The organism is Streptomyces sp. CA-135486 (assembly GCF_050936555.1).
Classification (GTDB): Bacteria; Actinomycetota; Actinomycetes; order Streptomycetales; family Streptomycetaceae; genus Streptomyces.
The window spans coordinates 1,776,793-1,803,752 of record NZ_JBNJMM010000001.1; the positions used below are offsets into that span (position 1 = coordinate 1,776,793).

Below are 26,960 nucleotides of genomic sequence, written 5' to 3' on the forward strand. Positions count from 1 at the left end.
CAACGGCCCCCCACCCGGAAGGGCGAGGGGCCGCACTGTGGCGCTGTACGTATCAGCCGCGCTGGATGCCGCTGGTGTCCTGCAGCACGCCACGACGGCCGTCCTGCGTCTGGGCCACCAGGCCGGGGCCGCGCTGCTCGACCGCCAGGTACCAGGTGCCGGGTGCGAGTTCGGCGATCGGGGCCGGCGAACCGTCCTCGCCGTACAGCGGACGGGCCACCGGCACCGCGAACCAGAACGGCGTGAAGTCGGCCGTGGCGCCGGCCTGCTGCGGCCCGGCCGGAGCAGGCTGCTGCTGACCGGGCTGCTGCTGGGCGCCGTACGGGTGGGGCTGACCGGGCTGCGGCTGACCCGGTTGCGCACCGTAGGGCTGCTGCTGGGCGCCCGGGTAGCCGTAGCCACCGGGGGCGCCGGGCTGGGCGCCGTACGGGCTGGCGGCCGGCCTCGGGGCGCCGATCAGCGGGGCCTTGAGGGCGGGCACGATCAGGGAGGAGACCGCGCCGGCCGCGAGGACGAGCGCGGCGATGAAGCCGAGGATGAGGCCGGTGCCCGCGTCGACGCTGCTGCCGAGGTCCAGGGACCCGGCCGGGTCGAAGATGGCGCCGAGCGAGCTCCACGCGGTGAAGACGGTGAAGGCGACGCCGACCTGGCCGAGGTCGAGGCCGATCACCTTCGGCGGCTGCGGCAGCGCACGCGCGACGACGATCAGAGCCGCGCCGATGATGCCGGCCAGGTAGACGCCCAGGAGCAGCGAGCCGTTGTCCCAGGCGTTCGGCACGTCGCCACAGTTGCTGCCGGAGCAGTCGAACGTGTCGAGGAACGAGGCGATGAACAGCAACACCGCTGCTCCGATCACCACGCCGTCGCCTCGAGTGAGGGAGCGGATGTTCACGTAAAAGTCCTTCGTAGGTCGTCTCATCGGGGCGGTCGTCGCTGCCGCCGTTGCGGGCGGTGTGCACGGCGCGGAGCTCGGGGGTGACTCCCCATCGTAGAGGTGAATCTATCGTCTGCCCGATCCGGCCGTCTGCCGGGTATCGCAGTTAGCCCTTGAGGTAACCGGCGATGCCTTCCGCCATTCCAAGCGCGGCCTGCTGGCGCCAGGCCGAACTTTTCAGCAGGGCCGCGTCCTTCGGGTCACGCATATTGCCGCATTCGATGAACACCTTGGGCACGGTGGACAGATTCAGGCCGCCCAGATCCTTGCGTACGTCCAACCCGGTGCCGTCGCCCACATAGTTGGAGGGGGCGCTGCCCGTGGCGCGTACGAACCTGCCGGCGATGCGCTCGCCGAGTTCGCGCGAGGGGCCGACAATCTCTGTGGTGTCCGCCGCACCCGCGTTGACCAGGGCCGGGAGGATGACATGGAAGCCGCGGTCGCCGATGCCGGCTCCGTCGGCGTGGATGGAGATGACCGCGTCGGCCTTGGCCTTGTTGCCGATCCTGGCCCGTTCGTCGACGCAGGGACCGAACGGGCGATCGTTGTCATGAGTGAATTCGACCGTTGCGCCCTGCTTTTCGAGCAGTGTGCGAAGACGTTGTGAAACATCGCGGGTGAATTCGGCTTCGGTGTAACCGTCGTTGGTGGACGTGCCCGTGGTGTCGCATTCCTTGCGGTTCGTGCCGATGTCGACGAGTCTATTGATTTCTGCGGAATGGCGAAAATTGCCGGGATTGTGCCCGGGGTCGACGACCACGACCTTGCCCGAGAGCGGACCCGACGCGCTGCCCTTCGCGTCCGGTCGTTTCGACCCCTGAGTGGGTGACGGTGAGGGCGAGGCGGAGGGTGAGGCCGAGTCGGTGTGCGAGGAGGCCCCCGGGCCCGGCTTACCCGCGGTGGTCTGTCCGCTCGGCAGGGGCAGCACCTTCGGCGGCTCGTTCTTCTCGGGGCCGTTCATCGACTGCCAGACCAGCCAGCCCGCCAGGGCGGTCGGCACCAGCGCGGCGACCGCGATGGTGAGATTGCCGCGTCCTGGGCGGCGCGGGCGGGCGGGAGGCTGGTTCTCGTCGTACGACACCCTCGCGATGCTAAGCGGTCCCGAAGAAGTTCGGGCGGCGTCGCGCGCCGATGGCTGTCGCCTGGCTGCGTTGTCGTAAGTCGCCTACGCTCCGCGTGGGCTCCTTCCTCCGCCTTGCCGGACTCGGCCTTCGACCCCCTCCTTCGACCCCCTCCTTCTCCCACCCGAACTTCCCCGGCACCGCTTGCCCGGCAGCTCAGATCCCCGGCCCGGTACGACGCAGGACGCGCAGCGAGTCCGTCACTGAGACCTCGGTGAACGCGCCGGACGCGAGTGCCCGGAGGTAGACGCGGTACGGGGCCTGGCCGGTCCACTCGTCGACCGGGTCGGGGAAGACGTCGTGGATGACGAGGAGGCCGCCGTCGGCGACATGCGGCGCCCAGCCCTCGTAGTCGCCGCCCGCGTGCTCGTCGGTGTGGCCGCCGTCGATGAAGACCAGGCCGAGCGGAGTGCCCCAGACCCGCGCCACCTGCGGGGAGCGGCCGACGATCGCGATGACGTGCTCCTCCAGGCCGGCCCTGTGCAGGGTGCGGCGGAAGGTGGGCAGCGTGTCCATGTGGCCGATCTCGGGGTCCACGGTCTCCGGGTCGTGGTAGTCCCAGCCCGGCTGCTGCTCCTCGCTGCCCCGGTGGTGGTCGACCGTGACGGCCGTCGTGCCCGCCTCACGGGCGGCGTCGGCGAGCAGGATCGTCGACCGCCCGCAGTACGTACCCACCTCCAGCAGGGGCAGACCGAGCGCGCCCGCCTCGGCCGCTGCCGCGTACAGGGCAAGGCCCTCCCGTACGGGCATGAAGCCCTTGGCGGCCTCGAAGGCGGCGAGGGTCTCCGGCTTGGGGGCGGCGCCCATGGTTCCTCCTGGTCGTACGGGGTGTCCGGCCGCCATCGTGCCTCACACGTCGCACTCGAACCACATCGTCTTGCCTCCTGGCAGTGGCACCGTGCCCCAGCGGTCGGTCACGGCCTCGACGAGGAGCAGCCCCCGCCCGCCCTCGTCGAGCTCGTCGCCTCCGCACTCGGGGCGCACCGGGCGCGGGCAGTGCGGGTGCTCGTCCGCGACCTCGACCCGCAGCCCGTCCGGCCGTCGCAGGATGAGCAGCGTGCAGCGCCTGCCGGGCACATGCTGTACGACATTGGCGACCAGCTCGGTCAGCGCCAGCTCGGCGGCGTCGGTCAGCGCGGACATCTCCCAGCGGGTCAGGAACGTCCGCAGGATGCGGCGGAGATGGCGCGCAGAGTGCTCACCGAGGGTGAAGCCCGTGCGGTAGCAGTCGCTAATTGCCGCTGGTGAGCAGTCAGTTGCGTGATTCATGTCACCAGCGTGCGGTGGAGTGGTTACGCTCGGCTACGAACGGAAACGAACGCCGCGAGGCGTGAGCTTGGGGGTGACCGCCCGCGTGGTCAATATCCGCGACCTCGATCCCAGCGCATCGCCGCTGGACTACTACGGCTCCGAATTGCGCCGCCTGAGAGAGGAAGCCGGGCTGAAGCAGGGCGAGCTCGGCGGCTGTGTCTTCTGTACGGCGTCGCTGATCGGCCAGATCGAGACGGCGAGGAAGGTGCCGACGAGGGATTTCTCGGAACGGGTGGACGCGGCGCTGGGGACGGGCGGGGTGTTCTCACGGTTGGTGGGGCTGGTGCTGCGGAGTCAGTTGCCGAGCTGGTTCCAGGCGTATGCGGAGATGGAGGCGCGGGCGGCGTACATCTCCACGTTTCAGCCGCAGTTGGTGTACGGGCTGTTGCAGACGGAGGGGTATGCGAGGGCGGTGCTGAGCGTACGGACCGACCATGGCCTCGATGCCAGGGTGGCCGCCCGGATGGAGCGACAGCGCATCCTGGAGCGCGAGAATCCGCCGTTGAGCTGGGTGGTGCTGAGCGAGGCCGTTTTGCATCAGGAGATCGGCGGCCGGGACGTCATGCGGAATCAACTCGCCCACTTGTTGGGTCTGCGCGGGCGCGAGTGGGTGAAGGTGCAGATCCTGCCCTTTGAGGCGGGCGCCCATGGGGGCTGCCGGGTACGTTCAACCTCCTGCGGTTCGAGGACGACCCCGATCTCGTCTATACCGAGGACTTCGTCCAGGGCCATATGACGGCCAATCCGCAAGCTTTCAGGGAAGGTTCGCTCCGTTACGATCACTTGCAGGCCGCCGCGCTCTCCGTGGAGGATTCGGCGGCACTGATCGCCCGCGTAATGGAGGAGCGTTATGGCCACGAACCAGGATTTGACGGGCGCGCGGTGGCGTAAGTCGTCGCACAGCTCCGACACCGGCGGCGACTGCATCGAATGCGCCCCGCTCGGCGCCGCCGTCTGGCGCAAGTCCTCGTACAGCGGAGACACCGGCGGCCAGTGCATCGAGGTCGCCACCCAGCCCTGCCGTATCGCCGTGCGCGACTCCAAGAACCCCGACGGCCCCGCCTTCGCCGTCACCCCCGCCGCCTTCGCGGCATTCGTCACGGCCGCAGCCGTGGGTGGCCTCTGAGGGGCCTGATCCGGCGTCACACTGTGCGGAGGGCGTGCTGGGCACGCCCTCCGCAGTGCTGAGTCAGTCCCGCTTCTTGTCCAGGCAGACGACGTACGCCGTCAGGCTGGCGTCGGGCTCGGAATACGTCGCCGAGACGGCCCAGCCGGTCGCGCTGGTTCCCTCGGCGGCGGGGTCGCCGTTGGCGTCAATGGGGTAAGAGTCCGTGAGGTAGGCAGTGACGGCGTCGGTGGCGTTGGTGATGCCGCCGCCGCCAACCGCGGTCTCGTCCTCCGGGCACTGGACCGTCGCGGTCGCATTTTCGTTCGGAACGAGGTCGACGGGGTCGCCGACGTAGGTTGTGGCGGTCACCTTGCTGCCGCCCTTGTCGGATCCCTCCGGGTCGTCGGCCGCGTGGGCCGTGGACGCCATGCCGGTTGCGAGCATCATCGGGACGCTTGCCAGAGCAAGAACTATGGAGCGCTTCAACTCCAGACCTCCTGTTAGGGGGCGATCCGCGATCTGTAGCGGATCGATCATGTGGTTTGTAACGCTAAGGGGGTGTATGTCCCCTTGCCATTGCTCGGACCTGAACGGGTGAGAGGAAGGGGCGGCTCCCGCGGCGATCTGTCACGTCCAGTCCAACCGTGCGGATGGCCAACGCGCCGACCAGTGATTCGCAAGGTCGGTGTGGACGTCATGGATCGTGGTTGTCCGGACTTGCCTTGCGGTTTCCCGGCTGCGCGGCTGTGGCGGGTCCGTGCGCTGGCGCTGCGAAGCTGCCAGTCCGCCACTGGTCTTTGGCGTTGCGCCGCCTACCCTGGGTCGGGTGAGTTGGACGAGCGCCATCGATGGATTCCGGCTCTGCTACGACCGCGTCGGTAGTGGGGTCGCTGCGGTGTTGCTGCATGGGTGGCCGGGGGACCGCAGCGAGTACCGCGGGGTCGTCGCCCAATTGCCGGCGATGGACGTCGTGGTGCCGGACCTGCGTGGGTTCGGCGGTTCGGACTGGCGATCCGGCGATCCGACGTCGTACGGCGCTGACGGGCAGGCACGCAGCGTGGTTGGCCTGATCGAAGAGCTGGGCCTGGACCGGCCGGTGGTCGCCGGACACGATATCGGTAGCCGGATCGCGGTCGCGATCGCCCGGCTGCGACCGGATCTAGTCCGCGCCCTGGTGCTGACGCCGCCGCTGCCGGGCATGGGTGAGCGGATCCTCGGCCCGCAGGCGGCGCCAGAATTCTGGTACCTGTCGTTCAACCAGCTCCCGATCGCGGTGGAACTGTTGGACGGCCGGCCGGATGCGATGCGTGTGTTCCTGCGGCACTTCTGGACCCACTGGGCCGGCCCGGGGTTCGCGCCGCCCGACGGACACCTCGACCACCTGGTCTCGGTGTACTCCCAGCCGGGTAGGGCTGCTGCCCTGCTCGGCTGGTATCGAGCCAACGTCGGCGCGTTGGCTCGGGCAGTGGCCGAGCGACCGCCGCCGCCCGCGGAGCGGATCGCCGTACCGACCACGGTGCTCTGGCCGGACCGTGATCCGCTGTTTCCGCCAGCCTGGTCTGACCAGCTCGACCAGTACTTCGCGGACCTCCAGCTTCGGCACCTGGACGGGATCGGACATTTCGTACCGATGGAGGCACCGGACTATTTCGCCGAGGCCGTAGCCGCGGCTGGTGCGATCGGACGTTCTCCGTTCGGCAGCGGAACGGGGCAACGTTTCGCAAGGTGATCCGGACATACGTTGCCCGGTGCGACGGATCTCCGCGAACAAGTACGGAGTGACCTCCAGGTCGCAGGAGCGAGGTGGGCGGAGGCCGGTGCGGTCGTCCAGGTCGAGCCAGCGGATGCGGCGTGGCCCGCGCGCCGAGCCGACTGAGAGCCCGTGCGTTCTGCCAGCCGCCCGCAGGGTTTCCGTGGACTCCGCGGTGTCGCTCGCGCAGGCACGGCGGCGGGGCCTGCGCTGCCGCGGTGTCGTCGCGGAACGGATTCTCGGGCTGCCGAGAGACTGAGCAGCTCCGTCCCCCTGGGTGGGGCGCCGTGTCCGGGAGGGGCGCGCGCCTCCCGGAGCGAGCGCCCTTCCTGGAGCGCGCCGTCAGACGCTTTCGCCGGCCACCACCTTGACCGTCGAGTACCTGCGGCGAATCTCCTTCAGCGGCTGGTACTCCGGGGAGTCCCAGAACTCCCGGAGTGCGGCCTTGGAGTCCCCTTCCAGCCCCTGCCGTGATCCGGCCGAGGGTCTGACGGGGTCTGGCGGGGCCCGGCGGGGGTCTGGCGGCGCGCGCGGCCTTCCGTCGGCGGTCCACCCCTGCCAGTATCTGACGTATCGTCAGGTATTGGCAGAGGGGCGGCATCATGAAGGCGTACATCGTCGGCGTCGGTACGACGAAGTTCGAGAAGCCGGAGACCCGCGACTGGCAGTACTGGGACATGGCGAGGGAGGCGGGGACACAGGCGCTGGCCGACGCGGGGATCTCGTACGACCTCGTCGAGCAGGTGCCCGTCGGCTACTGCTTCCAGGCCTCGACGGCGGGCCAGCGGGCCGTGTACGAACTGGGCCTGACCGGCGTGCCCGTCTACAACGTCAACAACAACTGCGCGACGGGCTCGACGGCGCTGATGATGGCGCGGCAGTTCGTCGAGGGCGGTATCAGCGACTGCGTACTGGCGCTGGGCTTCGAGAAGATGACCCGCGGGGCGCTGGGCGCGAGCTCCGACGGGGGAGACTTCACGACGTCGCCCGTCGCCCGGCACTACGGAGTGATGGCGGCTGCGCACGGCTTCGAGATGAGTCCGCCCACCGCACAGATCTTCGGCAACGCCGCCCGCGAGCACATGGAGCGGTACGGGACGACCGAGGCGCAGCTCGCCGCCGTCGGCGCGAAGAACCACCGGCACTCGGCGAACAATCCCGACGCCCAGTTCCAGGACGTCTACTCGGTCGACGAGATCCTGGCCGCCAAGACGATCCACCGGCCGCTGACCAAGCTCCAGTGCTCGCCCACATCGGACGGCTCGGCCGCCGCCGTCGTCGTCTCCGAACGCTTCCTCGTCCGGCACGGGCTGCACGGGCGGGCCGTGGAGATCGCCGCCCAGGCCATGACCACCGACACCGAGGAGTCCTTCGCCTCCGGTTCGTGCATCGACGTCGTGGGAAAGCCGATGTCGCGGGCGGCGGCACGGGCCGTGTACGAGAAGTCCGGGCTCGGCATCGAGGACGTCGACGTCGTCGAGCTGCACGACTGCTTCTCCATCAACGAGCTCCTCACCTACGAGGCCCTGGGCATGTGCGACGACGGCGAGTCCGGCAAACTCGTCGAGTCCGGTGCCACGACCTACGGCGGCCGGTGGGTGGTCAACCCCTCGGGCGGCCTGATCTCCAAGGGGCATCCGCTGGGCGCGACCGGTCTTGCACAGACGGCCGAACTGGTACGGCAGTTGAGGGGCGAGGCGGGCCCGCGGCAGGTGACAGGCGCGCGGGTGGGGCTCGCGCACAACATCGGGCTCGGAGGGGCGGCAGTGGTCACCCTGCTGCGGCGGTCCTAGGACCTAGGTCTCCGGGCTTCCGTCTCGTACGTCGAATTCCTGATGTACGGACTGCTGGGCGGCTGCGACCATGACGCCCATGGTCCAAGCCCGCTCAGACGCCCGCCGGCCCCTCATCCCGACAACCACCGCCCGGCCCGCCCGTACCTGGGCGGTGATCCTTGCCGCGTGCGCGGGGCAGTTCCTGGTTGTGCTCGACGTGTCCGTGGTCAATGTGGCGCTGCCATCGATGCGCGCGGACCTCGGGCTGACCACGACGGGCCTGCAGTGGGTCCTCAACGCGTACTCCATCGCGTTCGCCGGGTTCATGCTGCTCGGCGGGCGGGCCGCGGACATCTTCGGCCGCAAGCGGATGTTTCTCGTGGGGCTCGGGCTCTTCACCGCCGCGTCCGTCGCGGGCGGGCTCGCCCAGGAGGGCTGGCAGCTGCTCGCCGCGCGGGCCGTCCAGGGGCTCGGCGCGGCGGTGCTCGCGCCGGCGACCCTCACCATCGTGACGGCGGCCGCGCCGCCGGGGCCGGCGCGGACCCGGGCGATCGGCACCTGGACGGCGGTGGGCGCGGCGGGCGGCGCGGCCGGCGGACTCGTCGGCGGTGCCCTCACCGATCTGCTGTCCTGGCGCTGGGTGTTCCTGATCAATGTGCCGGTCGGCGTGCTGGTGATGGCGGCTGCGGCCGTCTGGCTCACGGGTGGGGGTACCTCGCACGCCGAAGGCCGTGCGGGAGGCCGCAGGCTCGACCTGCCGGGGGCGGTGCTTGTCACGGGCGGCCTCGCGACGGTCGCATACGGCATCGTGCAGACCGAACAGGCGGGCTGGGCCGCGCCCGCCACGCTGCTGCCGCTGTTCGGCGGGCTCGCCGTGCTCGGGGCGTTCGTGGCCGTGGAGGCGCGGACCGGGGTGCCGCTGATGCCGCTGCGGGTGTTCCGGTCGCGGTCGGTTTCCGCGGCGAACGTGGCCATGCTGGTGTGCGGTTCGGCGTCCTTCGCCATGTGGTTCTTCATGACGGTGTACGCGCAGAACGTGCTGGGCTACACCCCGCTGCAGGCGGGCCTGGCGCTCATCCCCAGCTCGGCCGGCGTCATCGTCGGCTCGAAGCTCGCGCCCCGCCTGATGGTGCGGGCCGGTGGCAGGACCATAGCGGTCATCGGGGCGCTGGTCGCCGCGACCGGCTTCGGCTGGCAGTCCACGATGACCGCGGACGGCAGCTATTCCGCCTCGATCCTCGGCCCCGGCATCCTGATGATGGTGGGCGTCGGCCTCGCCGCGACTCCGCTCGCGGCCCTGGCCACCGGGGGCGCGGCACCGGGCGAGGCGGGCCTGGTCTCGGGACTGATCAACACCTCCCGCACGATGGGCGGTGCGCTGGGTCTGGCCGTCCTCTCCACGGTCGCGGCGGCCCGCACTGCGGGCGGCACCGATCCGCAGGCGCTGACGGCCGGTTACGCGCTGGCGTTCCGCACGGGGGCGGGGGTGCTGCTGGCGGCGGCGGTGCTGATGCTGCTGTGGCTGCCCGGCGCCGCTGCCGCGAAGGAATCCGCGCAGGGCACTTCGGCGGGGTGAGGCCTCGCGGCGGGGTGAGGCGCTGCGGGGAGAGGCAACGGTTTCGATCCCTCGGGGACTCCAGTGTGTGAGGAGGTGCCCATGGGGGAGAAGCAGACGCTGGACGAGGAGTTCCAGCAATTCGCGGCCGTTCGATGGCCCAAACTGCTGCGCACGGCCTATCTGTTGACGGGGGAGCAGCACGCGGCGGAGGACTTGGTCCAGTCGTCGCTGGAGCGGGTCTATGTGGCCTGGCGCAAGGTGAGCGCGGCCGACGACCGGGACGCCTATGTCAGACGGGTCATGGTCAACGCCCATGCCCGCAAGCACCGCAAGCGCCTCAAGGAGTACCTGTCGGCGACCGACGACACCGGAATCGGCACCGATCTGCCCGAGCGCGGTGACCGGATCGCACAGGCCGACGACCGGGCGGCGCTGCTGCGCGCACTGGTCCAACTGCCGCCGCGTCAGCGCGAGGCGGTGGTCCTGCGCTACTGGGAGGACCTGAGCGAGGTACAGGCGGCGGAGTGCATGGGGTGCTCCGTGGGTGCCGTGAAGAGCAATGCGGCCAGAGGGATCGCGAAGTTGCGCGCCATACCCGCGCTGGCGAACGCAGTCGGAAGCCGAGGGACCTGGTGATGGAAGAAGAGCGGCAGAGCGCGTTGGAGATGGAGCTGGGTGTGGCGCTGGCGGAGGCGGCGGACAGCGTATGGATCGGGCCCCTGCCCACTGCGGCGGTGATGGCCGGGGGCCGCCGTCGCAGGGCGCGCCGCCGGGCCGGAGTGGCAGCGCTGGCATCACTGGCCGTGCTGCTGCCGGCGGGCGGCTTCGCGGTGGCGGTGGCGACGGACGGCGAGAAGATCAGGAGCGCGGACAAAGTGGCGGCTCGGCCGGCCGTTCCTGGCTTGCTGACGCCGGTGACGGTGACGTTGGGGACGCTGAAGTATCCGGACGGGGCGGTGCGGAAGGCGGAGGTCACGGTGTACGGGGCGCCGCGCACCAAGGAGGAGTCGCTGCGGCAGATCCAGCTCGCGGAGGAACGCGGGGACGTGCCACGGGGGTGGTCCATTGCGGCCAAGAAGGTGGAGCTCGGTTCGCCTCGGGCCTCCGACCTGCACCTCGGCACCATGTGGTACGCCTCCTCCTACGTGGAGGGTGGCGAGCGGCATATGTTCGCATCGTCCTCCGCCAGTCCTGAGGGCAGCAGCTCCAAGGGCAGCGTTGGCGGCGGTGCATACTCCATTCGCGGCAAGCACATCGGAGTGTGGGTCGGTTCGATCGGCAGCGATTACGGCGCGGTGGAGATCGGCTGGGGCAAGCAGGCCAAAGTGAGGCCCAGGCTCATCTCCGTTCCGGGAGTCGCGGAGAAGTTCTATGCGCTGGCCATGCCCGAGAAGGCGGGCGCGCTGCACATGACGGTCTACGACAAGGAGGGCAAGGTCGTCTCCCGGCACTGAGCCGGGCAGCGAGGGGGTCGGCGGCGCGTCGCCGTCACAGCCAGCCCTGCTGACGTGCCGCCCGGACCGCCTCCATACGGTTGCGGGTGCCCGTCTTGCCGATCGCGGACGAGAGATAGTTCCGTACGGTGGACTCGGACAGATGCAGTGTCCCCGCTATGTCGGAGACGGTCGCCCCGTCCACCGCGGCGTTCAGTACATCTCGCTCCCGCGCGGTCAGCGGACTCGGCCCCGCGCTCAACGCGGCCGCGGCGAGCGCCGGATCGATCACGGTCTCCCCGGTCAGCACCCGCCGGATCGCCTCGGCCAGCTCCTCGACGGGTCCGTCCTTGACGAGGAACCCCGCGGCCCCGGCTTCCATCGCCCGCCGCAGATAGCCGGGCCGTCCGAAGGTGGTGAGGATCAGCACCCGGCAGTCGGGCACCTCGTCCCGCAGCTGCGCGGCCGCGTCGAGACCGCTGCATCCGGGCAACTCGATGTCCAGCAGGGCCACATCGGGCCGCGAGGTGAGCGCGGCGTCGACGATGGCGTCGCCCCGGCCGACCTGGGCGACGACCTCGATGTCCTCCTCAAGGCCGAGAAGGAGGGCGAGCGCGCCGCGCATCATGCCCTGATCCTCGGCGAGGAGGACCCGTACGGACTTGGCGGGCCGGTGGTCCCGGGGCATCTCTTCCACGGCGTAAGAGTACGTCCGACCAGCTCATTCGGCGTGTGCCGGTTCTGCTCCGCGTCCCTGCCGGGCATCCACGGGGAGTTCGGCCCGGACCCGGAAACCGCCGCGCGGGGATGGGCCCGCCTCCAGGGAGCCGCCTGCCGCCGCGACCCGTTCGCGCAGACCCTTCAGCCCGCTGCCGGGCGTGCCCGAGCCAACGCCCCGGCCATCATCCATGATCACCAGGCGGACCCGGCCGGGGGTCCCGGTGACCTCGATCTCGCAGCGCGACGCCTTGGAGTGGCGCACGGCGTTGGTGACGGACTCGCGGACCACCCAGCTCAGCAGCGCCTCGGTCTGGGGCTCCAGTGGCGGCCCCGACTGCCGTACGACCGGCTCGATGCCGACCGTCGTGAGGATGTCGCGAGCCCGGTCGAGCTCGGTGGCCAGGCTGCCTTCGCGGTAGCCCGTCACCGCCTCGCGTATCTCGGTCAGCGCCTGGCGGCCGACGGACTCGATGTCGGTGATCTGGACGATCGCGGCGTCCAGATCCCGTGGAGCCAGCCTGCGGGCGGCCTCCGACTTGACCACGATCACCGACAGCGTGTGGCCGAGCAGGTCGTGCAGATCGCGCGAGAAGCGCAGCCGTTCCTTCTCGACGGCGGTACGGGCCAACTCCTCCTTCGTCGCCCGCAGTTCCCTGACCGTCTCGGAGAGGGCGAGAACGGCCGCGGTGACCATCGAGGAGATGAAGGTGCCGTACGCGACGTTGACCGCGCCCCATCCGTCGCGCCAGGCGGCGATGCCCCCGGCGGCGAGGCAGAGCGGGAAGACCACCTGGGGAAGCCTGCGTCCCCGCAGGACCGAGCCGACGGCCAGGCCGAGCAGCGGGAAGAAGAGCAGCCACTCGCCGCCGTAGGCGATGGCGAGGAAGGAGGTGACACAGGCCATGGCGACAAGCATCCATCGGGTGGAGGGTGCCTCCCTCGCCTCCTTGACGAAGGCGCGGAACACCACCGAGATGTAGAGGGAGTTGAAGGCGAGCAGACCAAGGCCGCCGATCCAGGGGTTCGGGGTCTTGCCCTGGAGAAGGTTGGAGAAGGCTCCCATGCCCATCAGCAGCCACGGCAGCATGGCGAAGCCGTTGGGCGGAACCCCTTCTTCGGGGGCGTCCTTACGCCGCGTCTTCCCGTCGCGCCAGGCGTCCCGCCGAGCCGGCCACTCGGCCTTGCAGGCCGCCATGCGCTCGGTGTACGCCTGGCTCCGCCAGTCCCACTTCTTCCTGCACATGGTCGCTCCTGTCACGCCGTCCTCGCGGACCGACGGTACGAGACCCCCGCGTACGAACCGAACAGCAGGGCCCAGGCGATCAGCACGGCCACGGTGGTGAGCGCGGGGGCGTTGCCGTCGGTCATGGCGCGGCCCAGCTCGGCGAACCGGTTGGTGGGGGTGTACTCGGACAGGGCGCGCAGCCAGCCGGGGAACAACTGGACCGGGAACCACAGGCCGCCGACGACCCCGAGCCCGACGTTGCAGGCGACGTTCACGACGCCGGTGGTCTGGGCGGAGAGCCGGTAGCCGTTGCCGATGCCGAGGAAGGTGAAAGGGAGCGCGCCGAGCCAGAGCGCGACGGCGAGGGCCGCCCACTGCCAGGCGTCCAGGCGGACGCCGTTGACGATCGCGCCGGCGGCGAGGACGGCCACGATGGAGGGCAGGACCACCACCGAGCCGGTGATCGCACGCCCGGCGACGATCTGGCGCGGTCTCATCGGGGTGATCCTCAACTGGCGCAGTCACCCGAGCGACTTGTCCTCGGCGACACCGGTGCCGGTGGACAGGGCCGCGCCGAGCGCACCGTATGCCGCCATGCCGACCATGGAGGCCGTCTTCCAGTCGGAGGCGTCGTTGCCGATGTTGGTGAAGAGCAGATACATCAGCACCGGCATTCCGATGCCGAAGACCACGAATCCGGTGTCGCGCAGCGTGCGGCGGACTTCCAGCTTGACGTAGGCGAGGATCATCGCACGGTCTCCAGTTCGGGCGTGGCGGTCAGGGTGAGGAAGGCGTCTTCGAGGGAGACGGGTGCGACTTCGAGGCGGCGGATCGCGCCCAGACCTGCGAGCGCGACGACGGTCGCGTCCGAGTCGTCCGTACGCAGCCGGGCACGGTCCCCGCGTATCTCCACCGATACGACGCCGGGGAGCAGGGTCAGCCCTTCGGTGCCCCGTCCGGCCAGGTCGAAGGAGACGAGATTGCCGCCGACCGAGCGCTTGAGCTGGTCGCTGGTGCCGTCGGCGACGACCCGGCCGTGGTCGATGACGACGATCCGGTCGGCGTTGTCGTCGGCCTCCTCCAGATAGTGGGTGGAGAAGAGCACGGTGTTGCCGCGCGCCGCATAGCCGCGCATGGACGTCCAGAAGGCGTGTCGTGCTTCGACGTCCAGTGCCGCGGTCGGCTCGTCGAGGATGATCAGCTCCGGGTTGCCGGCCAGCGCGACGGCGAAACGTACGCGCTGGATCTGGCCGCCGGAGAGCCGGTCGGCGCGGCGGTCCGCGAGCTCGCTGAGCCCGGCAAGAGCGAGCGCCTCGGCGACCGGCAGCGGCCGCGGATAGGCGCGGGCCACGAAGGTGACCAGTTCGCGCACGGTCACCCGCGGGATCGGCCGGCCGTCCTGGAGCATCGCGCCGACGCGGCCGGCGACGACCGCCTGCTCCGGTGCGACGCCGAGGATCTCGACCCGGCCGGCGTCGGGCTCGTTCAGGCCGAGCATCAGGCTGATGGCGGTGGACTTGCCCGCACCGTTGCGGCCGAGTAGGGCGACCGTCTCACCGCGCCGGATGGCAAGGTCGATGCCGTCGACGGCGTGTACGTCGCCGAAGGCCTTGGCCGCTCCGGTGAAGCTCACCGCCCCCGCGGTGTCCGGTGTCCGAGGATGCGTCTGCGTCATGTGGATCACGCTACGGAGCGGGGCCGGGCCCCCGGCAGATGCGCATGTACGGACTCGGCAGTGACAAATGTCCCGGGCGCCCGGGACAGTCGGCCGCCACTTCTGACATGCCGTCAGTAGTCTTCACAAGTGCTGGGGGCTGCGTTATACATAGGGGCCAACCGACCCTAGAACGCGTTCTAGAACGGGGCGCCCGGGCCGGTCCCGTACGACCTCGGTGCGGCCGACGGTGCGGACGGCCGCGCCGAGGTCTTCCCCTCATCAAGGAGCAGCTTCCACATGCCCATTGATGCCGCCAAAGCCGTCGCGGCCGAAGCCCGCAGCACCGAGATCCACTGGGGCCACAGGGACGTCCAGCTCTACCACCTCGGCCTCGGCGCGGGTGTCCCCGCAACGGACCCCGACGAGCTGCGCTACACGTTCGAGTCGAAGCTGCATGTGCTGCCGAGCTTCGCCACCGTCGCCGGCGCGGGCCACGGCGTGGTCGGCGGGCTCTTCGGCCCCGGCCTGGACATCGACCTCGCGGCCGTACTGCACGGCGGACAGACGATCGAGCTGCACCGTCCCATCCCGGTCAGCGGCACGGCGGTCTCCACCTCGCGCGTCGCCGCCGTCTACGACAAGGGCAAGGCCGCGATCCTCGTCCTGCGCACCGAGGCCGCCGACGACGAAGGCCCGCTGTGGACGAGCGACGCCCAGATCTTCGTACGCGGAGAAGGCGGCTTCGGCGGCGAGCGCGGCCCCTCCTCGCGCCTCGAGCTCCCCTCGCGCGAGCCCGACAAGACGATCGAGAAGGGTGTCCGCGAGGACCAGGCGCTGCTCTACCGGCTCTCCGGCGACTACAACCCGCTGCACGCGGACCCGGAGTTCGCCGCGCGCGCGGGCTTCGACCGGCCCATCCTGCACGGGCTCTGCTCGTACGGAATGACGCTCAAGGCGGTCGTCGACACGGTGCTCGGCGGGGACGTCGGCCGGGTCCGCTCGTACACCACACGCTTCGCCGGCGTGGTCTTCCCCGGCGAGACCCTGCGCATCCGGATGTGGCAGCTGGGCAGCAAGGTCCAGGTGTCGGTCACCGCGGTCGAGCGGGACGACGCACCGGTGCTCGCCGACACCATCGTCGAACATTCGTGATTGGAGCCGCACCATGCGCGCAGCCGTACTGCACGAGATAGGGCAGGACAAGCTCGAAGTCCTCGACGATGTGGAGGCGGTGGGCTTCGGCCCGGGGAAGGTGAAGATCCGGGTCCGGTCCACCGGGCTGTGCCACTCCGACATCTCGGCGATGAACGGCGTGCTGCCGCAGCCCGCGCCCTTCGTCCCCGGACACGAGGGCGCCGGTGAGATCGTCGACGTCGGCGACGGCGTGAGCACCCTCAAGCAGGGCGACCGGGTGCTGCTGTGCTGGCTGCCCGCCTGCCGCGTCTGTCCCGCCTGCAAGCGCGGCCAGACCGAGCTCTGTCTGGCCGGTTTCATGAACGCGGGGAGCCCCAACTTCAAACGCCCCGGCGGTGACGTCTTCGGCTTCGCCGGCACCGGCACCTTCACCGAGGAGGTCGTCGTCGACGCCGGATGCGCCGTGCCGATCCCCGACGACGTGCCCTTCGACATCGCCGCGCTGATCGGCTGCGGAGTGACCACGGGCCTCGGTGCCGCCATCAACACCGCGGACGTGACCGCCGGTTCGTCGGTCGCCGTCATCGGCTGCGGCGGCGTCGGCATCTCCGCGATCCAGGGCGCGCGGCTCAAGGGCGCGGCCCAGATCGTCGCGGTGGACCCCGTCGCGAACCGGCGCGAGGCCGGCTTGAGGTTCGGCGCCACGGAGGCCGTCTCGCCGGACGAGCTGTCCGACGCCAAGCAGCGCATCACCGCGGGCGAGGGCTTCGACTACGTCTTCGAGGTCGTCGGCAAGTCCGCCACCGCCCGCACGGCGTACGAGGCGACCCGGCGCGGCGGCACCCTGTGCATCGTCGGCGCGGGCGCCATGGACGACTTCCTCCAGCTCAACATGTTCGAGCTGTTCTTCGACGAGAAGCGGATCCTGCCGTCCATGTACGGCGGCGGCGACGTGCTCACGTCGTACGAACGGGCCATCGCGCTGTGGCGAGCGGGCCGTATCGACCTCGAAGGGCTGATCACCCATCGGGTGCAGCTCGCCGAGATCAACGACGCGCTGGCGCAGATGCGCACGGGCGAGGCGCTGCGCACCTGCATCGAGATCTGAAAGGGCTCCGATGTCACTGCCACTCGACGGCCTGTCCGCGATCGTCACCGGGGCGGGCCGTGGCCTCGGGCGCGCCGAAGCGCTGGAACTCGCCCGCCTGGGCGCGAGCGTTGTCGTCAACGACTACGGACGGCCGGGCCGCGACGGCTCGGGGGAGGCGTCGGCGACGCCGGCCGAGGAGGTCGCCGCCCAGATCCGCGCGGCGGGCGGTTCCGCCGTGGCCCACCACGGGGACGTCTCCGACTTCGCGTCCGCCCGCGGACTCGTCGAACTCGCCGTCACCAGTTACGGAAAGCTGGACATCCTCGTCAACAACGCGGGCATCCTGAGGGACCGGATGGTCTTTTCGATGACCGAGAGCGAATGGGACTCGGTCATCCGCGTCCACCTCAAGGGCCACTTCAACACGACCCACTTCGCATCCGTGCACTGGCGCGAACGCTCCAAGGCCGCGGGCGGGCCGGTCTACGGGCGGATCGTCAATACCTCCTCGGAGGCCTTCCTGGCGGGCTCGGCGGGCCAGCCGAACTACGCGGCGGCCAAGGGCGGCATCGTCGGCCTCACCACCTCGACGGCGCTGGCGCTGGCCAAGTACGGGGTCACCGCCAATGTGATCTGCCCGCGCGCCAGGACCCGGATGACCGAGGACGTCTTCGCGGGCTTCGCCCAACCGGCGAACGGCGGTCTCGACCCGCTGGCACCGGAGCATGTGTCCCCGCTGGTGGGCTATCTGGCCTCGCCCGCGGCGGCCAGGGTGAACGGCCAGCTGCTGGTGGTGCACGGCGGGATGGTGGCGATCGTCGAACGGCCGAGAGTGGCGGCGAAGTTCGACACCTCGAAGGAGGCGTTCAGTTACGAGGAGCTGGACGGGCTGCTCACGTCGCACTACGCGGGCCGCGCGGAGAACGAGACGTTCGCGGCGACGGAGGTGCTGGCCCTGAAGCGAAAATCAAGCCACGCCGGCGATTGAGGCGCCGGGGGTCCCCCCACGCCCGCAGGGCGTAGGGGGCGGGTCCGGGGCGGAGCCCCGGCGTCGGGTCAGGCCGCCGCGGACTGAGCAGGGCGGCGATGGCGGCCGTGCGCCTGCGTCGCCGCATTCTCCTTGGCCGCACCACCCCGGTGCCTGCCGGCACCCCCGGCTTCGGTCGCCCCCTGCATCCGCTCCTGGACGGTGTCGGTTCGAGCCTCAGACATGTGAGAAGTCCCCCGTTGAGATCGCTGAGTTACGTGTCGCAAAGCCGAGAGTTTAACCAGGGGCAGCACGGCCGGTGAAAGGCGCCTGCTGCAAAGGAACCGGCCTGCACACAGCGGGAGCCCCGGCACCCCCCGACGGTTCCCCACCTGCGCATTCCGCATGTGCCGGTTCCGTGATCACGTCGTTCCCATCGGTGATCGTCGTGTGCGCGTCGATCCTCGCCACCCCGCACGACACCGCCCGCGTCGCGTACGGCAGTTGCAGCACCCCGTCGCGGCTCCACACCCCCGCCCCCGCCAGCCACCCGGCCGGCGCCGGCAGTTGACGCAGCCTCTTTTGGGAAGGACGCCAGACGCCCAGCCAGCATCCCGCCGCCCCGTCGATCCGCAGCGCCACCGCGCAGCTCTCCGGCATCAGTACCTGGCCCGGCTGCACCGCGAACGGTGTCACCGCGCAGTCCGGGAGCCGCAGGCACTCCGCAAAGCGCACCGGCCGCAGACTCCCCAGCACCCCCCAGCCCAGCCGGTCGTGACCCGCCGCGTTGGAGCGGATCAGCAGCAGCCCGCTGTCCGCGTCGGCCAGCAGCAGCCGGTCGTCGCTCTCCTCGGTGATCTGCAGCAGCGGCGTCACCTCCCCGCCCCGCTCCAGATCGACCGCCACCGCCTTCACCGGGCCGCCGTCCACCTGCCCGTCGAGGGCAAGCATCCGTCCCGTACGGTCCAGCCACACCCCGCCGGAACAGCGCCCCGGCACCTCGGCGACGTGCTCGGGACCGAACGTCCCGCCCGCCACCAGCCAGATCGAGGTCGACGTCGCCCCCGGCGCCAGCGCGTACGCGCGCACGCCGTCCGGCGACGGCGGGAGCAGCGTCAGCTCGGCCGACTCGATGGCGCCGAGCGGCAGTTCACCCGTCCCCGGCCCGGTCGGATACAGCAGCGAGAATGCGTGCTGTCCCGCCACCCGCCGCCGGATCAGCACCCTTCCGTCGGCCAGCGGCAGCACCTCGGTGTCGCGTTCCTCGGGCTGGTCCAGCGGCAGCGGCACCGCATAGGGCTCGGGCCCGTCCAGCGTCCAGCGTTCCGGGTACAGGGCCTCACCGACCCCGGTGAGCCGGGCCGCGTATGCGCCGTTCGCGGTGATCGTGAGCCGCGTACTCGCCGTGATCCCCGTCATCCCCACGGCTCCGTCCTCCGCGGCGGTCTCAATGGCACAGGCTGTCATCGACTGGTCACCTCCGGCGACGAAGCTAGGTTTCGCACTTCCTGCCGAACAACAGAAGAACCGTCACTTCACACATACGGGTGTCCATGACGGGATTCGCCTGAGGAGGAGCGGGCGACTGTGCTCTGGAGGCCTGGTCAAGAAGCCGCGCCGGGAGCGCAGGCGTCCCCGGCCGGAAGGGCGCCCCAGGAGCCCAGGCCACCGGGGCGCGGGGGACAGGTAGCCTTTCCTCCGTGCCCCGTCTGTCTGAAGTCATCGCCGCGCTCGATGCCCTGTGGCCCCCCGAGCGGGCCGAACAGTGGGACGCCGTCGGCACGGTCTGCGGCGACCCCGACGCCGAGGTCAGCCGCGTCCTGTTCGCCGTCGACCCGGTCCAGCAGATCGCCGACGAGGCGATCAAGCTCGGCGCCCAGCTGATCGTGACGCACCACCCGCTCTATCTGCGCGGTACGACGACGGTCGCCGCCTCCCACTTCAAGGGCCGGGTCGTGCACGGCCTGATCAAGCACGACATCGCGCTGCATGTCGCGCACACCAACGCGGACACCGCCGACCCCGGTGTTTCCGACGCCCTCGCGGGCGCACTGGACCTGCGGGTCACCGGCCCTCTCGTACCCGAGAGCGGCCTCGGCCGGATCTGCGAGCTCGACCACCCCGAAACGCTCCGAGAGTTCGCGGCGCGCGCCGCCAAGCGGCTGCCCACCACCGCGCAGGGCATCCGCATCGCGGGCGACCCGGACGCCGTGGTGCGTACGGTCGCGGTCAGCGGTGGCTCCGGAGACAGCCTCTTCGACGTCGTACGCGCCGCGGGCGTGGACGCGTTCCTCACCGCCGACCTGCGCCACCACCCGGCCTCCGAGGCCACCCAGCACTCACCGCTGGGGCTGGTCGACGCCGCCCACTGGGCCACCGAATGGCCCTGGTGCGAGCAGGCCGCCGCCCAGCTCGACGAGATTTCCGACCGGCACGGCTGGGGCCTTCGGGTCCATGTCTCGCGCACGGTCACCGACCCCTGGACTTCCCACCACTCTTCCTCTGGAGCCCCCAACTGAACGCCGCGCCCGCCGACCAGATCCGACTTCTCGACGTCCAGGCACTCGACGTACGACTGTCGCAGCTTGCCCACAAGCGCAAGTCGCTGCCCGAGCACGCCGAGATCGAGTCGCTCAACAAGGACCTCACACAGCTGCGCGACCTGCTGGTCGCCGCGCAGACCGAGGAGAGCGACACCGCCCGCGAGCAGACCAAGGCGGAGCAGGACGTCGACCAGGTGCGCCAGCGCTCCGTGCGCGACCAGCAGCGCCTCGACTCGGGCGCGGTCACCTCGCCCAAGGACCTGGAGAACCTGCAGCACGAGATCGTCTCGCTGGCCAAGCGCCAGGGCGACCTGGAGGACGTCGTCCTCGAGGTCATGGAGCGCCGCGAGTCCGCGCAGGAGCGGGTCGCCGAGCTGACCGAGCGGGTCTCCTCCGTGCAGGCCAAGGTCGACGACGCCACCGCGCGCCGGGACGCCGGGCAGGAAAAGATCGACGCCGAGGTCGCGTCGGCCACCAAGGAGCGCGAGGTCGTGGCGGGCTCGGTACCGGCGGATCTGCTGAAGCTGTACGAGAAGCTGCGCGTCCAGCAGGGCGGCGTGGGCGCGGCCCGCCTCTACCAGCGGCGCTGCGAGGGCTGCCAGTTGGAGCTGAACATCACCGAGGTGAACGAGGTCCGCGCGGCGGCTCCCGACGCGGTGCTGCGCTGCGAGAACTGCCGCCGGATTCTGGTCCGTACCTCCGAATCGGGGCTGTAGTGCCGGGACTGCGGGAGTTCGTCGTCGAGGCCGACGGCGGTTCCCGGGGGAATCCGGGACCGGCCGGATACGGCGCGGTCGTGCTCGACCCGAAGACGGGGGAGACGCTGGCGGAGGCGGCGGAGTACATCGGCATCGCGACGAACAACGTCGCCGAGTACAAGGGCCTCGTCGCCGGGCTGAAGGCGGCGAAGGCGCTCGACCCCGAGGCGTCGGTCCGGGTGCGGATGGACTCGAAGCTGGTCGTCGAGCAGATGTCGGGCCGCTGGAAGATCAAGCACCCGGACATGAAGCCGCTGGCGGCGGAGGCTGGACGGATCTTTCCGCGGGACCGGGTGACGTACGAGTGGATCCCGCGCGAGCGGAACAAGCACGCGGACCGGCTCGCCAACGAGGCCATGGACGCGGGCAAGAAGGGCAAGCAGTGGGAGCCGTCGCGCTCCACGGCGGAGCTCGACACGCGTGATGCCGGGGCGGCGCGTGTGGTGGGCGACGCGGCGGCGGGCGCGGCGAAGGCGAGGGCGGCGCTGGGCCGTCCGTCCGCCGGGCCGGCCCTGGCCGAGGCCGGATCCGCGACTGCGGCGGGCGATGGGCGGTCGTCCCTGCCCGAGGCCGAAATAGCATCCGCGGCGGCCGAAGCCACCGAGGAGACCACGGGCGTCGGCTGGGGGCCCGCCGACCTCGGCACCCCCGCCAACTTCGTACTCCTGCGGCACGGCGAGACCCCGCTCACCCCCGAGAAGCGTTTCTCGGGCAGCGGCGGCACCGACCCCTCGCTCTCCCCGGTCGGCCGCCACCAGGCGGAGGCCGTCGCGTCCGCGCTCGCCGCGCGCGGCACGATCCAGGACATCGTCAGCTCCCCGCTGAAGCGCTGCCGCGAGACCGCGGAGGCCGTCGCGGTCCGCCTGAACCTCGATGTCCGTATCGAGGACGGCCTGCGCGAGGCGGACTTCGGCGCCTGGGAAGGGCTGACGTTCGCGGAGGTGCAGGAGCGGTACCCCGACGACCTGGACGCGTGGCTCGCCTCCACGAAGGTGGCTCCGACGGGCGGCGGCGAGAGCTTTGCCACCGTGGCGCGCCGGGTGGCGGCGACCCGCGACAAGCTGATCGCCCGCTACGCGGGCCGTACGGTCCTGCTGGTCACCCATGTCACACCGGTCAAAACCTTTGTCCGGCTGGCGCTGGGCGCCCCGCCGGAGTCCCTGTTCCGGATGGAGCTCTCGGCGGCGTCGATCTCGGCGGTGGCGTATTACAAGGACGGCACCGCGTCGCTGCGTCTGCTGAACGACACATCGCACCTGCGCTGAGAGGTACGGTCCGGCGCGCAGCCCGCGCCGGGCCATCCCTGCGGCGACAGTACGGGCCATCCCTGCGGCGATCGTAGGAGTATCGCGCCCACCTTCCGCGCTTCCGTACCCCTCGCACCGGATCTAGTGTCGAGGACATGGACAGCGAGAACCTGCTCGGGCAGTTCCTGCGTGCCCGCCGTGCGCTCGTGCGGCCCGAGGATTCCGGGCTGCCGGTCGGAGGCCGGCGCCGGGTCGCCGGGCTGCGCCGGGAAGAGGTCGCGGTGCTGGCGGGAGTCAGCACCGACTACTACATGCGCCTGGAGCAGGGCCGCGAACGGCATCCGTCGGCGCAGGTGATCGAGGCACTGGCCCGGACGCTGGGTCTGGACGAGGAAGCGGCAGCCCATCTGCACCGGCTGGCGCGCCCGGCCTCCGGCCGACGCCGTCCGGGCACACGGCGGGAGCGGGTCAGTCCGACCCTGCTGCGCATGATGGAGGGCTGGCACAGCACTCCGGCGGTGGTGCTGGGACGCTGCGTGACCGTGCTGGCCCACAACGCCCTGGGCCGGGCCCTGTTCGACGGTCACGTCTACAGCGGGGACCTGGTGCGGCTGGTGTTCCTCGAGCCGGACGCGAAGGAGTTCTATCCGGACTGGGAGCGGGTGGCGGTCAACACCGTCGCCGCGCTGCGATCGGCAGCGGGTGCCGACCACGACGACGCCCGGCTGATCGAAACGGTCGGCGAACTGTCGCTGAAGAGCGAGGAGTTCCGCCGGCTGTGGGCCCGCCACGACATCCGCCAGAAGACCCGCGAGACCAAGCGCTTCCGGCACCCCTTGGTCGGGGAGCTGACGCTGGACTACGAGTCGCTGACCGTCAACAGCGCCCCCGGCCAGCAGTTGGTCGTCTACCAGGCCGCCCCCGGCAGCCCGTCCGAACAGGCTCTTTCCCTGCTGGGCAGCCTCACCGCCGACGAGAGGGCCAAAGCTCCGCGGCCCTCGGAGAACGCATCCCCCGGCGAACGGTGAGCTCAAGAAGGCGCCCCCGGCCGGCAGTTGCCGACCGGGGGTGCCGCCTGTCCGGCAAGCGAGAACGCCACCCCCGAGAAGAGACGCGTCAACGCCGACCGAAGCGAATGAGCTCGGCCGCTTCTGCCGCCAGCGTCTCGACCCGCGCCCAGTCCCCGGCCGCCATCGCGTCCGTCGGCAGCATCCACGTACCGCCGACGCAGCCCACGTTCTGCAGCGCCAGATACGCGGGCGCGGAGGCGAGCGAGATCCCGCCCGTCGGGCAGAAGCGGGCCTGAGGCAGCGGTCCCGCAAGGGACTTGAGATACGCCGTGCCGCCCGCGGGCTCGGCGGGGAAGAACTTCATCTCGCGCACTCCGCGCTCCAGCAGCGCCACGACTTCCGAGGTCGTCGAGACCCCGGGCAGAAACGGCACGCCCGACGCCGTCATCGCGTCCAGCAGCCGCTCGGTCCACCCGGGGCTCACCAGGAACCGCGCCCCTGCCACCACCGCCGCGTCGACGCCCTCGGCCGAGATGACCGTGCCCGCGCCGACGACCGCGTCCGGCACCTCGGCCGCGATCGCCCGGATCGCATCCAGCGCGGCCGGCGTCCGCAGCGTCACCTCGATCGCCGGCAGACCGCCCGCGACCAGAGCCCGCGCGAGCGGTACGGCATCCGCGGCGTCCTCGATGACGACGACGGGAACGACGGGTGCAAGGTCCAGGACGGAGGGCACGGAGGTCATGTCCCCATCCTGCCGTTCCTACTGCGCACCACGCAACGAGCGTTGCACACCCTGCAACGCGTCAGTGAATCTCCGAGACAACGACGTCGAGCGCCCATGGCTTCCCGGCCTTCAGGGGAGCCTGCGCCTCCACCACATGGCCCAGCTCCCGCAGCGCCTCCACCAGCGCCTCCGGAGACTTCGGCGCGGCCCCCGCCTCCAGCAGGCTCCGTACGATCCGGCCCTTCGTCGCCTTGTTGAAGTGGCTGACCACCGACCGCTTCTCGACCCCGTCGACCAGCTGCGAGTGCAGTACCCGGACCGTCGCCGTACGCCCCGCGACCTCGCCCTTCGGCTTCCAGGCCGCCGAGTACGCGGAGGAACGCAGATCGAGTACGAGACCGTCACCCGCCGCCTCCGGCAGGACGGACGCCATCGGCTCACGCCAGTACGCGCCCAGCGCTCCCAGACCCGGCAGCTTCACCCCCATCGAGCAGCGGTACGACGGAATCCGGTCGCCGATCCGCACCGCACCCCAGAGCCCGGAGAAGACCAGCAGCGACTGCCGGGCCCGGCGGCGCGCGTCCGGCTCCAGGGTGGCCAGGCCGAGCGCGTCGTACAGCACACCCGTGTAGATCTCCCCGGCAGGCCGGGTTCCCGCGGTCCGCAGCTCCACGTTCTTCGCGATCTCGCCGCGCAGCCCCTCGCTCAGCCCGAGGACCTCGCGCGCCTTGTCCTCGTCGGCGGCGCACAGCTCGACCAGTTCGTCCAGCACCGCGGCGCGCGCTCCGGCAAGACCCGGCAGCGACAGGGACTCCGGCTTCAGCGGAGCCCCGCGCCCGGAAGCGGCCTTACCTTCCGACGGCGGCAACAGCACGAGCACGGCAAGTCTCCTTCGTACGTACGGGGGGCAGGGGGTGCGGCCCCCGCGCCAGCGTACGGGGTGCCAAGGTCCCCACCCCGCCATACGCTCGGTCCATGCCCCGCCGCCATGTGCACATGACCGGCGCAGCCGAGGCTCCGCTGCGGGCCGCCCTCCGGGCGCTGCGTACGACGCTCGGCGTGCCGGAGGACTTCCCGCCCGACGTTCTCGCCGAGGCGGAAGCCGCCGCCAGGGACCCGCGCCTGCCCGACCACGACGCCACCGACATCCCGTTCTTCACCATCGACCCGCCGGCCTCCAGCGACCTCGACCAGGCGATGCACCTCGCCCGCCGCGACCACGGCTACCGGGTGCACTACGCGATCGCCGACGTCGCCGCCTTCGTCGCACCCGGCGGCGCGCTCGACGCCGAGGCACACCGCCGCGTACAGACCCTCTACTTCCCGGACGAGAAGGTTCCGCTCCATCCGGCCGTCCTCTCCGAGGACGCGGCCAGCCTGCTGCCCGACCGGACCGCACCCGCGCTGCTCTGGCAGTTCGACCTCGACGCCGAGGGCCGCACGGTCGCGACCGAGGTGCGGCGGGCGCTGGTCCGCAGCCGGGCCAAGCTCGACTACGCGGGTGTGCAGCGGCAGATCGACACGGGCACCGCCGAGGAGCCGCTGGCGCTGCTCAAGGACATCGGGCTGCTGCGGGAGCAGTTGGAGATCGAGCGCGGCGGGATCTCGCTCAACGTGCCCGAGCAGGAGATCGTCGAGCGGGACGGCACGCACTCCCTCGAATACCGCTCCCCGCTCCCCGCCGACGGCTGGAACGCCCAGATCTCGCTGCTCACGGGCATGGCCGCGGCCGACCTCATGATCGCGGCCGGGACCGGCATTCTGCGTACGCTGCCCACCGCCCCGGGCGGCGCGGTGGCGCGGCTGCGCCGTTCGGCCGAGGCCCTGCGGATCGACTGGCCGCACCATGTCTCGTACGCCCAACTGGTCCGCTCCCTGGACCCGGAGAACCCCCGCCACGCCGCCTTCCTGCAGGACTGCACCACCCTGCTGCGCGGCGCCGGCTACAGCGCCTTCACCGGCGGCGAGCTGCCCTCGCCCGCGGTCCATGCGGCCGTGGCCCACGAGTACACGCACTGCACCGCGCCGCTGCGGCGGCTCGTCGACCGGTACACGGGCGAGCTCTGCGTGGCGGCGGTGGCGGGCCAGGAGCCGCCGGAGTGGGCCCTGGCCGCGCTGCACGTGCTGCCGAAGGAGATGGCGGCGGGCGCGCAGCGCGCCAACACGGTGGAGCGGGAGTGCATCGACATCGTCGAGGCGGCGCTGCTGAGGGAGCGGGTCGGCGAGGTCTTCGACGCGTTCGTGGTGGATGTGAAGGAGAACGAACCGGCGGTCGGCACGGTGCACCTGGAGGACCCGGCGGTGGTGGCACGGATCGAGGGCGACGGGGCGGAACTGCCGCTGGGGGAGCGGCTGCGGGTCAGGCTCACCCAGGCGGACCCGGGTTCGGCGAAGGTGCTGTTCGCACCCGCGTGAGCTTCGCCCCCGGGCCCGCCGGGTAGCATGGTCACCACGGCAGACGAGCCGGGCGGACGGCCGCGTGGAGATCTTCTGGATCTCCTCGAGGAACGTCCGGGCTCCACAGGGCAAGGTGGTGGGTAACGCCCACCCGGGGTGACCCGCGGGACAGTGCCACAGAAAACAGACCGCCGGGGACCTCGGTCCTCGGTAAGGGTGAAACGGTGGTGTAAGAGACCACCAGCGCCTGGGGTGACCCAGGCGGCTAGGTAAACCCCACCTGGAGCAAGGTCAAGAGGGGCCGCGGTAGAACGCGGCCCTGCGCGGACGTTCGAGGGCTGCCCGCCCGAGTCCGCGGGTAGACCGCACGAGGCCGGCGGCAACGCCGGTCCTAGATGGATGGCCGTCTCCCCGGCCGCCGCGAGGCGACCGGGCGACAGAACCCGGCGTACAGCCCGACTCGTCTGCCGCTTGCATTTCCGCAGTTCAGAGCGG

General features: G+C 71.0%; 26 protein-coding genes, 1 other RNA gene and 2 pseudogenes. 16 read left to right on the forward strand and 13 right to left on the reverse strand.

Going from position 1 to position 26,960, the window contains the following annotated elements; translation table 11 throughout:
- Nucleotides 1–52: 52 nt before the first annotated feature.
- The 4 genes from ACQEVG_RS08025 to ACQEVG_RS08040 all read right to left on the reverse strand — a co-directional run bounded on the left by ACQEVG_RS08025 (nt 53) and on the right by ACQEVG_RS08040 (nt 3,324).
- Nucleotides 53–892 carry a hypothetical protein gene (locus ACQEVG_RS08025; RefSeq protein WP_432979097.1) on the reverse strand — a complete coding sequence of 280 codons (840 nt, stop codon included), beginning with the start codon at nt 890–892 and terminating at the stop codon, nt 53–55.
- 148 nt (nt 893–1,040) lie between these two features.
- A complete protein-coding gene (locus ACQEVG_RS08030) occupies nt 1,041–2,015 on the reverse strand; it encodes an N-acetylmuramoyl-L-alanine amidase (protein ID WP_432979100.1) in 975 nt (324 codons plus the stop codon).
- A gap of 196 nt (nt 2,016–2,211) precedes the next feature.
- The gene (locus tag ACQEVG_RS08035) at nt 2,212–2,862 is read right to left on the reverse strand and encodes a class I SAM-dependent methyltransferase (RefSeq protein WP_432979103.1); all 651 of its coding nucleotides are present in this window, start codon (nt 2,860–2,862) and stop codon (nt 2,212–2,214) included.
- A 42-nt stretch (nt 2,863–2,904) separates the two neighbouring features.
- On the reverse strand, nt 2,905–3,324 hold the full coding sequence (locus ACQEVG_RS08040) for an ATP-binding protein (RefSeq protein ID WP_432979105.1): 420 nt from the start codon (nt 3,322–3,324) through the stop codon (nt 2,905–2,907).
- A gap of 85 nt (nt 3,325–3,409) precedes the next feature.
- On the opposite strand from ACQEVG_RS08040, the pseudogene ACQEVG_RS08045 reads away from it, so the two are divergent.
- Together ACQEVG_RS08045 and ACQEVG_RS08050 are read left to right on the forward strand one after the other, a co-directional pair.
- A pseudogene (locus tag ACQEVG_RS08045) lies at nt 3,410–4,257 on the forward strand (helix-turn-helix domain-containing protein).
- Nucleotides 4,217–4,492, forward strand: coding sequence for a DUF397 domain-containing protein (locus ACQEVG_RS08050; protein WP_432979108.1), 276 nt, complete (start codon nt 4,217–4,219; stop codon nt 4,490–4,492). The pseudogene ACQEVG_RS08045 and the gene ACQEVG_RS08050 overlap by 41 nt, the downstream one beginning before the upstream one ends.
- A 63-nt stretch (nt 4,493–4,555) precedes the next feature.
- Here ACQEVG_RS08050 and ACQEVG_RS08055 read toward each other — a convergent pair whose 3' ends face one another.
- Entirely contained in the window at nt 4,556–5,011 is a 456-nt protein-coding gene (locus ACQEVG_RS08055; protein WP_432979111.1) for a hypothetical protein, read from the reverse strand.
- Between the two features lie 289 nt (nt 5,012–5,300).
- Here ACQEVG_RS08055 and ACQEVG_RS08060 point away from each other — a divergent pair, with 289 nt between their 5' ends.
- The 5 genes from ACQEVG_RS08060 to ACQEVG_RS08080 all read left to right on the forward strand — a co-directional run bounded on the left by ACQEVG_RS08060 (nt 5,301) and on the right by ACQEVG_RS08080 (nt 11,011).
- On the forward strand, nt 5,301–6,203 hold the full coding sequence (locus tag ACQEVG_RS08060; RefSeq protein ID WP_432979114.1) for an alpha/beta fold hydrolase: 903 nt from the start codon (nt 5,301–5,303) through the stop codon (nt 6,201–6,203).
- 623 nt (nt 6,204–6,826) lie between these two features.
- Nucleotides 6,827–8,017 (forward strand): lipid-transfer protein, encoded by a 1,191-nt coding sequence (locus tag ACQEVG_RS08065; protein WP_432979117.1) that lies wholly within the window; start codon nt 6,827–6,829, stop codon nt 8,015–8,017.
- A gap of 70 nt (nt 8,018–8,087) precedes the next feature.
- Complete coding sequence (locus ACQEVG_RS08070; protein ID WP_432979120.1) at nt 8,088–9,575, forward strand: DHA2 family efflux MFS transporter permease subunit; 1,488 nt, start codon at nt 8,088–8,090, stop codon at nt 9,573–9,575.
- Nucleotides 9,576–9,656: 81 nt separating this feature from the next.
- A complete protein-coding gene (locus ACQEVG_RS08075) occupies nt 9,657–10,193 on the forward strand; it encodes a SigE family RNA polymerase sigma factor (protein ID WP_432979123.1) in 537 nt (178 codons plus the stop codon).
- Nucleotides 10,193–11,011 carry a hypothetical protein gene (locus ACQEVG_RS08080; RefSeq protein ID WP_432979126.1) on the forward strand — a complete coding sequence of 273 codons (819 nt, stop codon included), beginning with the start codon at nt 10,193–10,195 and terminating at the stop codon, nt 11,009–11,011. The genes ACQEVG_RS08075 and ACQEVG_RS08080 overlap by 1 nt, the downstream gene beginning before the upstream one ends.
- A gap of 34 nt (nt 11,012–11,045) precedes the next feature.
- On the opposite strand, the gene ACQEVG_RS08085 is transcribed toward ACQEVG_RS08080, so the two are convergent.
- From ACQEVG_RS08085 to ACQEVG_RS08100, 4 genes and pseudogenes are all read right to left on the reverse strand, one after another.
- Complete coding sequence (locus ACQEVG_RS08085; protein ID WP_432985170.1) at nt 11,046–11,678, reverse strand: response regulator; 633 nt, start codon at nt 11,676–11,678, stop codon at nt 11,046–11,048.
- Nucleotides 11,679–11,711: 33 nt separating this feature from the next.
- On the reverse strand, nt 11,712–12,953 hold the full coding sequence (locus ACQEVG_RS08090) for a sensor histidine kinase (RefSeq protein WP_432979129.1): 1,242 nt from the start codon (nt 12,951–12,953) through the stop codon (nt 11,712–11,714).
- An 11-nt stretch (nt 12,954–12,964) separates the two neighbouring features.
- Nucleotides 12,965–13,684 (reverse strand): annotated as a pseudogene (locus tag ACQEVG_RS08095) (ABC transporter permease).
- Nucleotides 13,681–14,610 carry an ABC transporter ATP-binding protein gene (locus ACQEVG_RS08100; protein WP_432979132.1) on the reverse strand — a complete coding sequence of 310 codons (930 nt, stop codon included), beginning with the start codon at nt 14,608–14,610 and terminating at the stop codon, nt 13,681–13,683. Before ACQEVG_RS08100 ends, ACQEVG_RS08095 begins: the two are co-directional and overlap by 4 nt.
- 279 nt (nt 14,611–14,889) lie before the next feature.
- On the opposite strand from ACQEVG_RS08100, the gene ACQEVG_RS08105 reads away from it, so the two are divergent.
- Genes ACQEVG_RS08105 through ACQEVG_RS08115 form a run of 3 tightly spaced genes read left to right on the forward strand, consistent with a single transcriptional unit; the run spans nt 14,890 to nt 17,804 of the window.
- On the forward strand, nt 14,890–15,744 hold the full coding sequence (locus ACQEVG_RS08105) for a MaoC/PaaZ C-terminal domain-containing protein (RefSeq protein ID WP_432979135.1): 855 nt from the start codon (nt 14,890–14,892) through the stop codon (nt 15,742–15,744).
- A gap of 13 nt (nt 15,745–15,757) precedes the next feature.
- Nucleotides 15,758–16,834 (forward strand): Zn-dependent alcohol dehydrogenase, encoded by a 1,077-nt coding sequence (locus tag ACQEVG_RS08110; protein WP_432979138.1) that lies wholly within the window; start codon nt 15,758–15,760, stop codon nt 16,832–16,834.
- 10 nt (nt 16,835–16,844) lie between these two features.
- Nucleotides 16,845–17,804, forward strand: a complete 960-nt coding sequence (locus ACQEVG_RS08115; protein WP_432979141.1) for a 3-oxoacyl-ACP reductase — start codon at nt 16,845–16,847, stop codon at nt 17,802–17,804.
- A gap of 68 nt (nt 17,805–17,872) precedes the next feature.
- On the opposite strand, the gene ACQEVG_RS08120 is transcribed toward ACQEVG_RS08115, so the two are convergent.
- Together ACQEVG_RS08120 and ACQEVG_RS08125 are read right to left on the reverse strand one after the other, a co-directional pair.
- Nucleotides 17,873–18,028, reverse strand: coding sequence for a hypothetical protein (locus ACQEVG_RS08120; protein WP_432979144.1), 156 nt, complete (start codon nt 18,026–18,028; stop codon nt 17,873–17,875).
- A 52-nt stretch (nt 18,029–18,080) separates the two neighbouring features.
- Nucleotides 18,081–19,250, reverse strand: coding sequence for a hypothetical protein (locus ACQEVG_RS08125; protein WP_432979147.1), 1,170 nt, complete (start codon nt 19,248–19,250; stop codon nt 18,081–18,083).
- A gap of 233 nt (nt 19,251–19,483) precedes the next feature.
- Between ACQEVG_RS08125 and ACQEVG_RS08130 the strand changes: the two genes are divergently transcribed.
- The 4 genes from ACQEVG_RS08130 to ACQEVG_RS08145 all read left to right on the forward strand — a co-directional run bounded on the left by ACQEVG_RS08130 (nt 19,484) and on the right by ACQEVG_RS08145 (nt 23,359).
- The gene (locus ACQEVG_RS08130; protein WP_432979150.1) at nt 19,484–20,302 is read left to right on the forward strand and encodes a Nif3-like dinuclear metal center hexameric protein; all 819 of its coding nucleotides are present in this window, start codon (nt 19,484–19,486) and stop codon (nt 20,300–20,302) included.
- Nucleotides 20,299–21,042: a zinc ribbon domain-containing protein gene (locus ACQEVG_RS08135; protein ID WP_432985173.1), complete on the forward strand. Its 744-nt coding sequence runs from the start codon at nt 20,299–20,301 to the stop codon at nt 21,040–21,042. The genes ACQEVG_RS08130 and ACQEVG_RS08135 overlap by 4 nt, the downstream gene beginning before the upstream one ends.
- 8 nt (nt 21,043–21,050) lie before the next feature.
- Nucleotides 21,051–22,349, forward strand: a complete 1,299-nt coding sequence (locus ACQEVG_RS08140) for a bifunctional RNase H/acid phosphatase (RefSeq protein ID WP_432985176.1) — start codon at nt 21,051–21,053, stop codon at nt 22,347–22,349.
- Nucleotides 22,350–22,486: 137 nt separating this feature from the next.
- On the forward strand, nt 22,487–23,359 hold the full coding sequence (locus ACQEVG_RS08145) for a helix-turn-helix transcriptional regulator (RefSeq protein ID WP_432979153.1): 873 nt from the start codon (nt 22,487–22,489) through the stop codon (nt 23,357–23,359).
- Nucleotides 23,360–23,447: 88 nt separating this feature from the next.
- Here the strand turns inward: ACQEVG_RS08145 and ACQEVG_RS08150 are convergent, their stop codons facing one another.
- Both ACQEVG_RS08150 and yaaA read right to left on the reverse strand, forming a co-directional pair.
- The gene (locus ACQEVG_RS08150; RefSeq protein WP_432979156.1) at nt 23,448–24,086 is read right to left on the reverse strand and encodes a bifunctional 4-hydroxy-2-oxoglutarate aldolase/2-dehydro-3-deoxy-phosphogluconate aldolase; all 639 of its coding nucleotides are present in this window, start codon (nt 24,084–24,086) and stop codon (nt 23,448–23,450) included.
- A 61-nt stretch (nt 24,087–24,147) separates the two neighbouring features.
- Complete coding sequence (gene yaaA / locus ACQEVG_RS08155) at nt 24,148–24,948, reverse strand: peroxide stress protein YaaA (RefSeq protein ID WP_432979159.1); 801 nt, start codon at nt 24,946–24,948, stop codon at nt 24,148–24,150.
- A gap of 95 nt (nt 24,949–25,043) precedes the next feature.
- On the opposite strand from yaaA, the gene ACQEVG_RS08160 reads away from it, so the two are divergent.
- The gene (locus ACQEVG_RS08160; protein WP_432979162.1) at nt 25,044–26,483 is read left to right on the forward strand and encodes an RNB domain-containing ribonuclease; all 1,440 of its coding nucleotides are present in this window, start codon (nt 25,044–25,046) and stop codon (nt 26,481–26,483) included.
- Between the two features lie 44 nt (nt 26,484–26,527).
- Nucleotides 26,528–26,932, forward strand: an RNA gene (rnpB, locus tag ACQEVG_RS08165) — RNase P RNA component class A.
- Nucleotides 26,933–26,960 lie beyond the last annotated feature (28 nt).

Coding starts and splice junctions, on each gene's coding strand:
- ACQEVG_RS08035 (WP_432979103.1), bottom strand. CDS start 2,862: ATGGGCGCCGCCCCCAAGCCGGAGACCCTCGCCGCCTTCGAGGCCGCC.
- ACQEVG_RS08040 (WP_432979105.1), bottom strand. CDS start 3,324: ATGAATCACGCAACTGACTGCTCACCAGCGGCAATTAGCGACTGCTAC.
- ACQEVG_RS08050 (WP_432979108.1), top strand. CDS start 4,217: ATGGCCACGAACCAGGATTTGACGGGCGCGCGGTGGCGTAAGTCGTCG.
- ACQEVG_RS08055 (WP_432979111.1), bottom strand. CDS start 5,011: ATGATCGATCCGCTACAGATCGCGGATCGCCCCCTAACAGGAGGTCTG.
- ACQEVG_RS08065 (WP_432979117.1), top strand. CDS start 6,827: ATGAAGGCGTACATCGTCGGCGTCGGTACGACGAAGTTCGAGAAGCCG.
- ACQEVG_RS08070 (WP_432979120.1), top strand. CDS start 8,088: ATGACGCCCATGGTCCAAGCCCGCTCAGACGCCCGCCGGCCCCTCATC.
- ACQEVG_RS08075 (WP_432979123.1), top strand. CDS start 9,657: ATGGGGGAGAAGCAGACGCTGGACGAGGAGTTCCAGCAATTCGCGGCC.
- ACQEVG_RS08080 (WP_432979126.1), top strand. CDS start 10,193: ATGGAAGAAGAGCGGCAGAGCGCGTTGGAGATGGAGCTGGGTGTGGCG.
- ACQEVG_RS08085 (WP_432985170.1), bottom strand. CDS start 11,678: ATGCCCCGGGACCACCGGCCCGCCAAGTCCGTACGGGTCCTCCTCGCC.
- ACQEVG_RS08090 (WP_432979129.1), bottom strand. CDS start 12,953: ATGTGCAGGAAGAAGTGGGACTGGCGGAGCCAGGCGTACACCGAGCGC.
- ACQEVG_RS08100 (WP_432979132.1), bottom strand. CDS start 14,610: ATGACGCAGACGCATCCTCGGACACCGGACACCGCGGGGGCGGTGAGC.
- ACQEVG_RS08105 (WP_432979135.1), top strand. CDS start 14,890: ATGCCCATTGATGCCGCCAAAGCCGTCGCGGCCGAAGCCCGCAGCACC.
- ACQEVG_RS08110 (WP_432979138.1), top strand. CDS start 15,758: ATGCGCGCAGCCGTACTGCACGAGATAGGGCAGGACAAGCTCGAAGTC.
- ACQEVG_RS08115 (WP_432979141.1), top strand. CDS start 16,845: ATGTCACTGCCACTCGACGGCCTGTCCGCGATCGTCACCGGGGCGGGC.
- ACQEVG_RS08120 (WP_432979144.1), bottom strand. CDS start 18,028: ATGTCTGAGGCTCGAACCGACACCGTCCAGGAGCGGATGCAGGGGGCG.
- ACQEVG_RS08125 (WP_432979147.1), bottom strand. CDS start 19,250: ATGACAGCCTGTGCCATTGAGACCGCCGCGGAGGACGGAGCCGTGGGG.
- ACQEVG_RS08145 (WP_432979153.1), top strand. CDS start 22,487: ATGGACAGCGAGAACCTGCTCGGGCAGTTCCTGCGTGCCCGCCGTGCG.
- ACQEVG_RS08150 (WP_432979156.1), bottom strand. CDS start 24,086: ATGACCTCCGTGCCCTCCGTCCTGGACCTTGCACCCGTCGTTCCCGTC.
- ACQEVG_RS08160 (WP_432979162.1), top strand. CDS start 25,044: ATGCCCCGCCGCCATGTGCACATGACCGGCGCAGCCGAGGCTCCGCTG.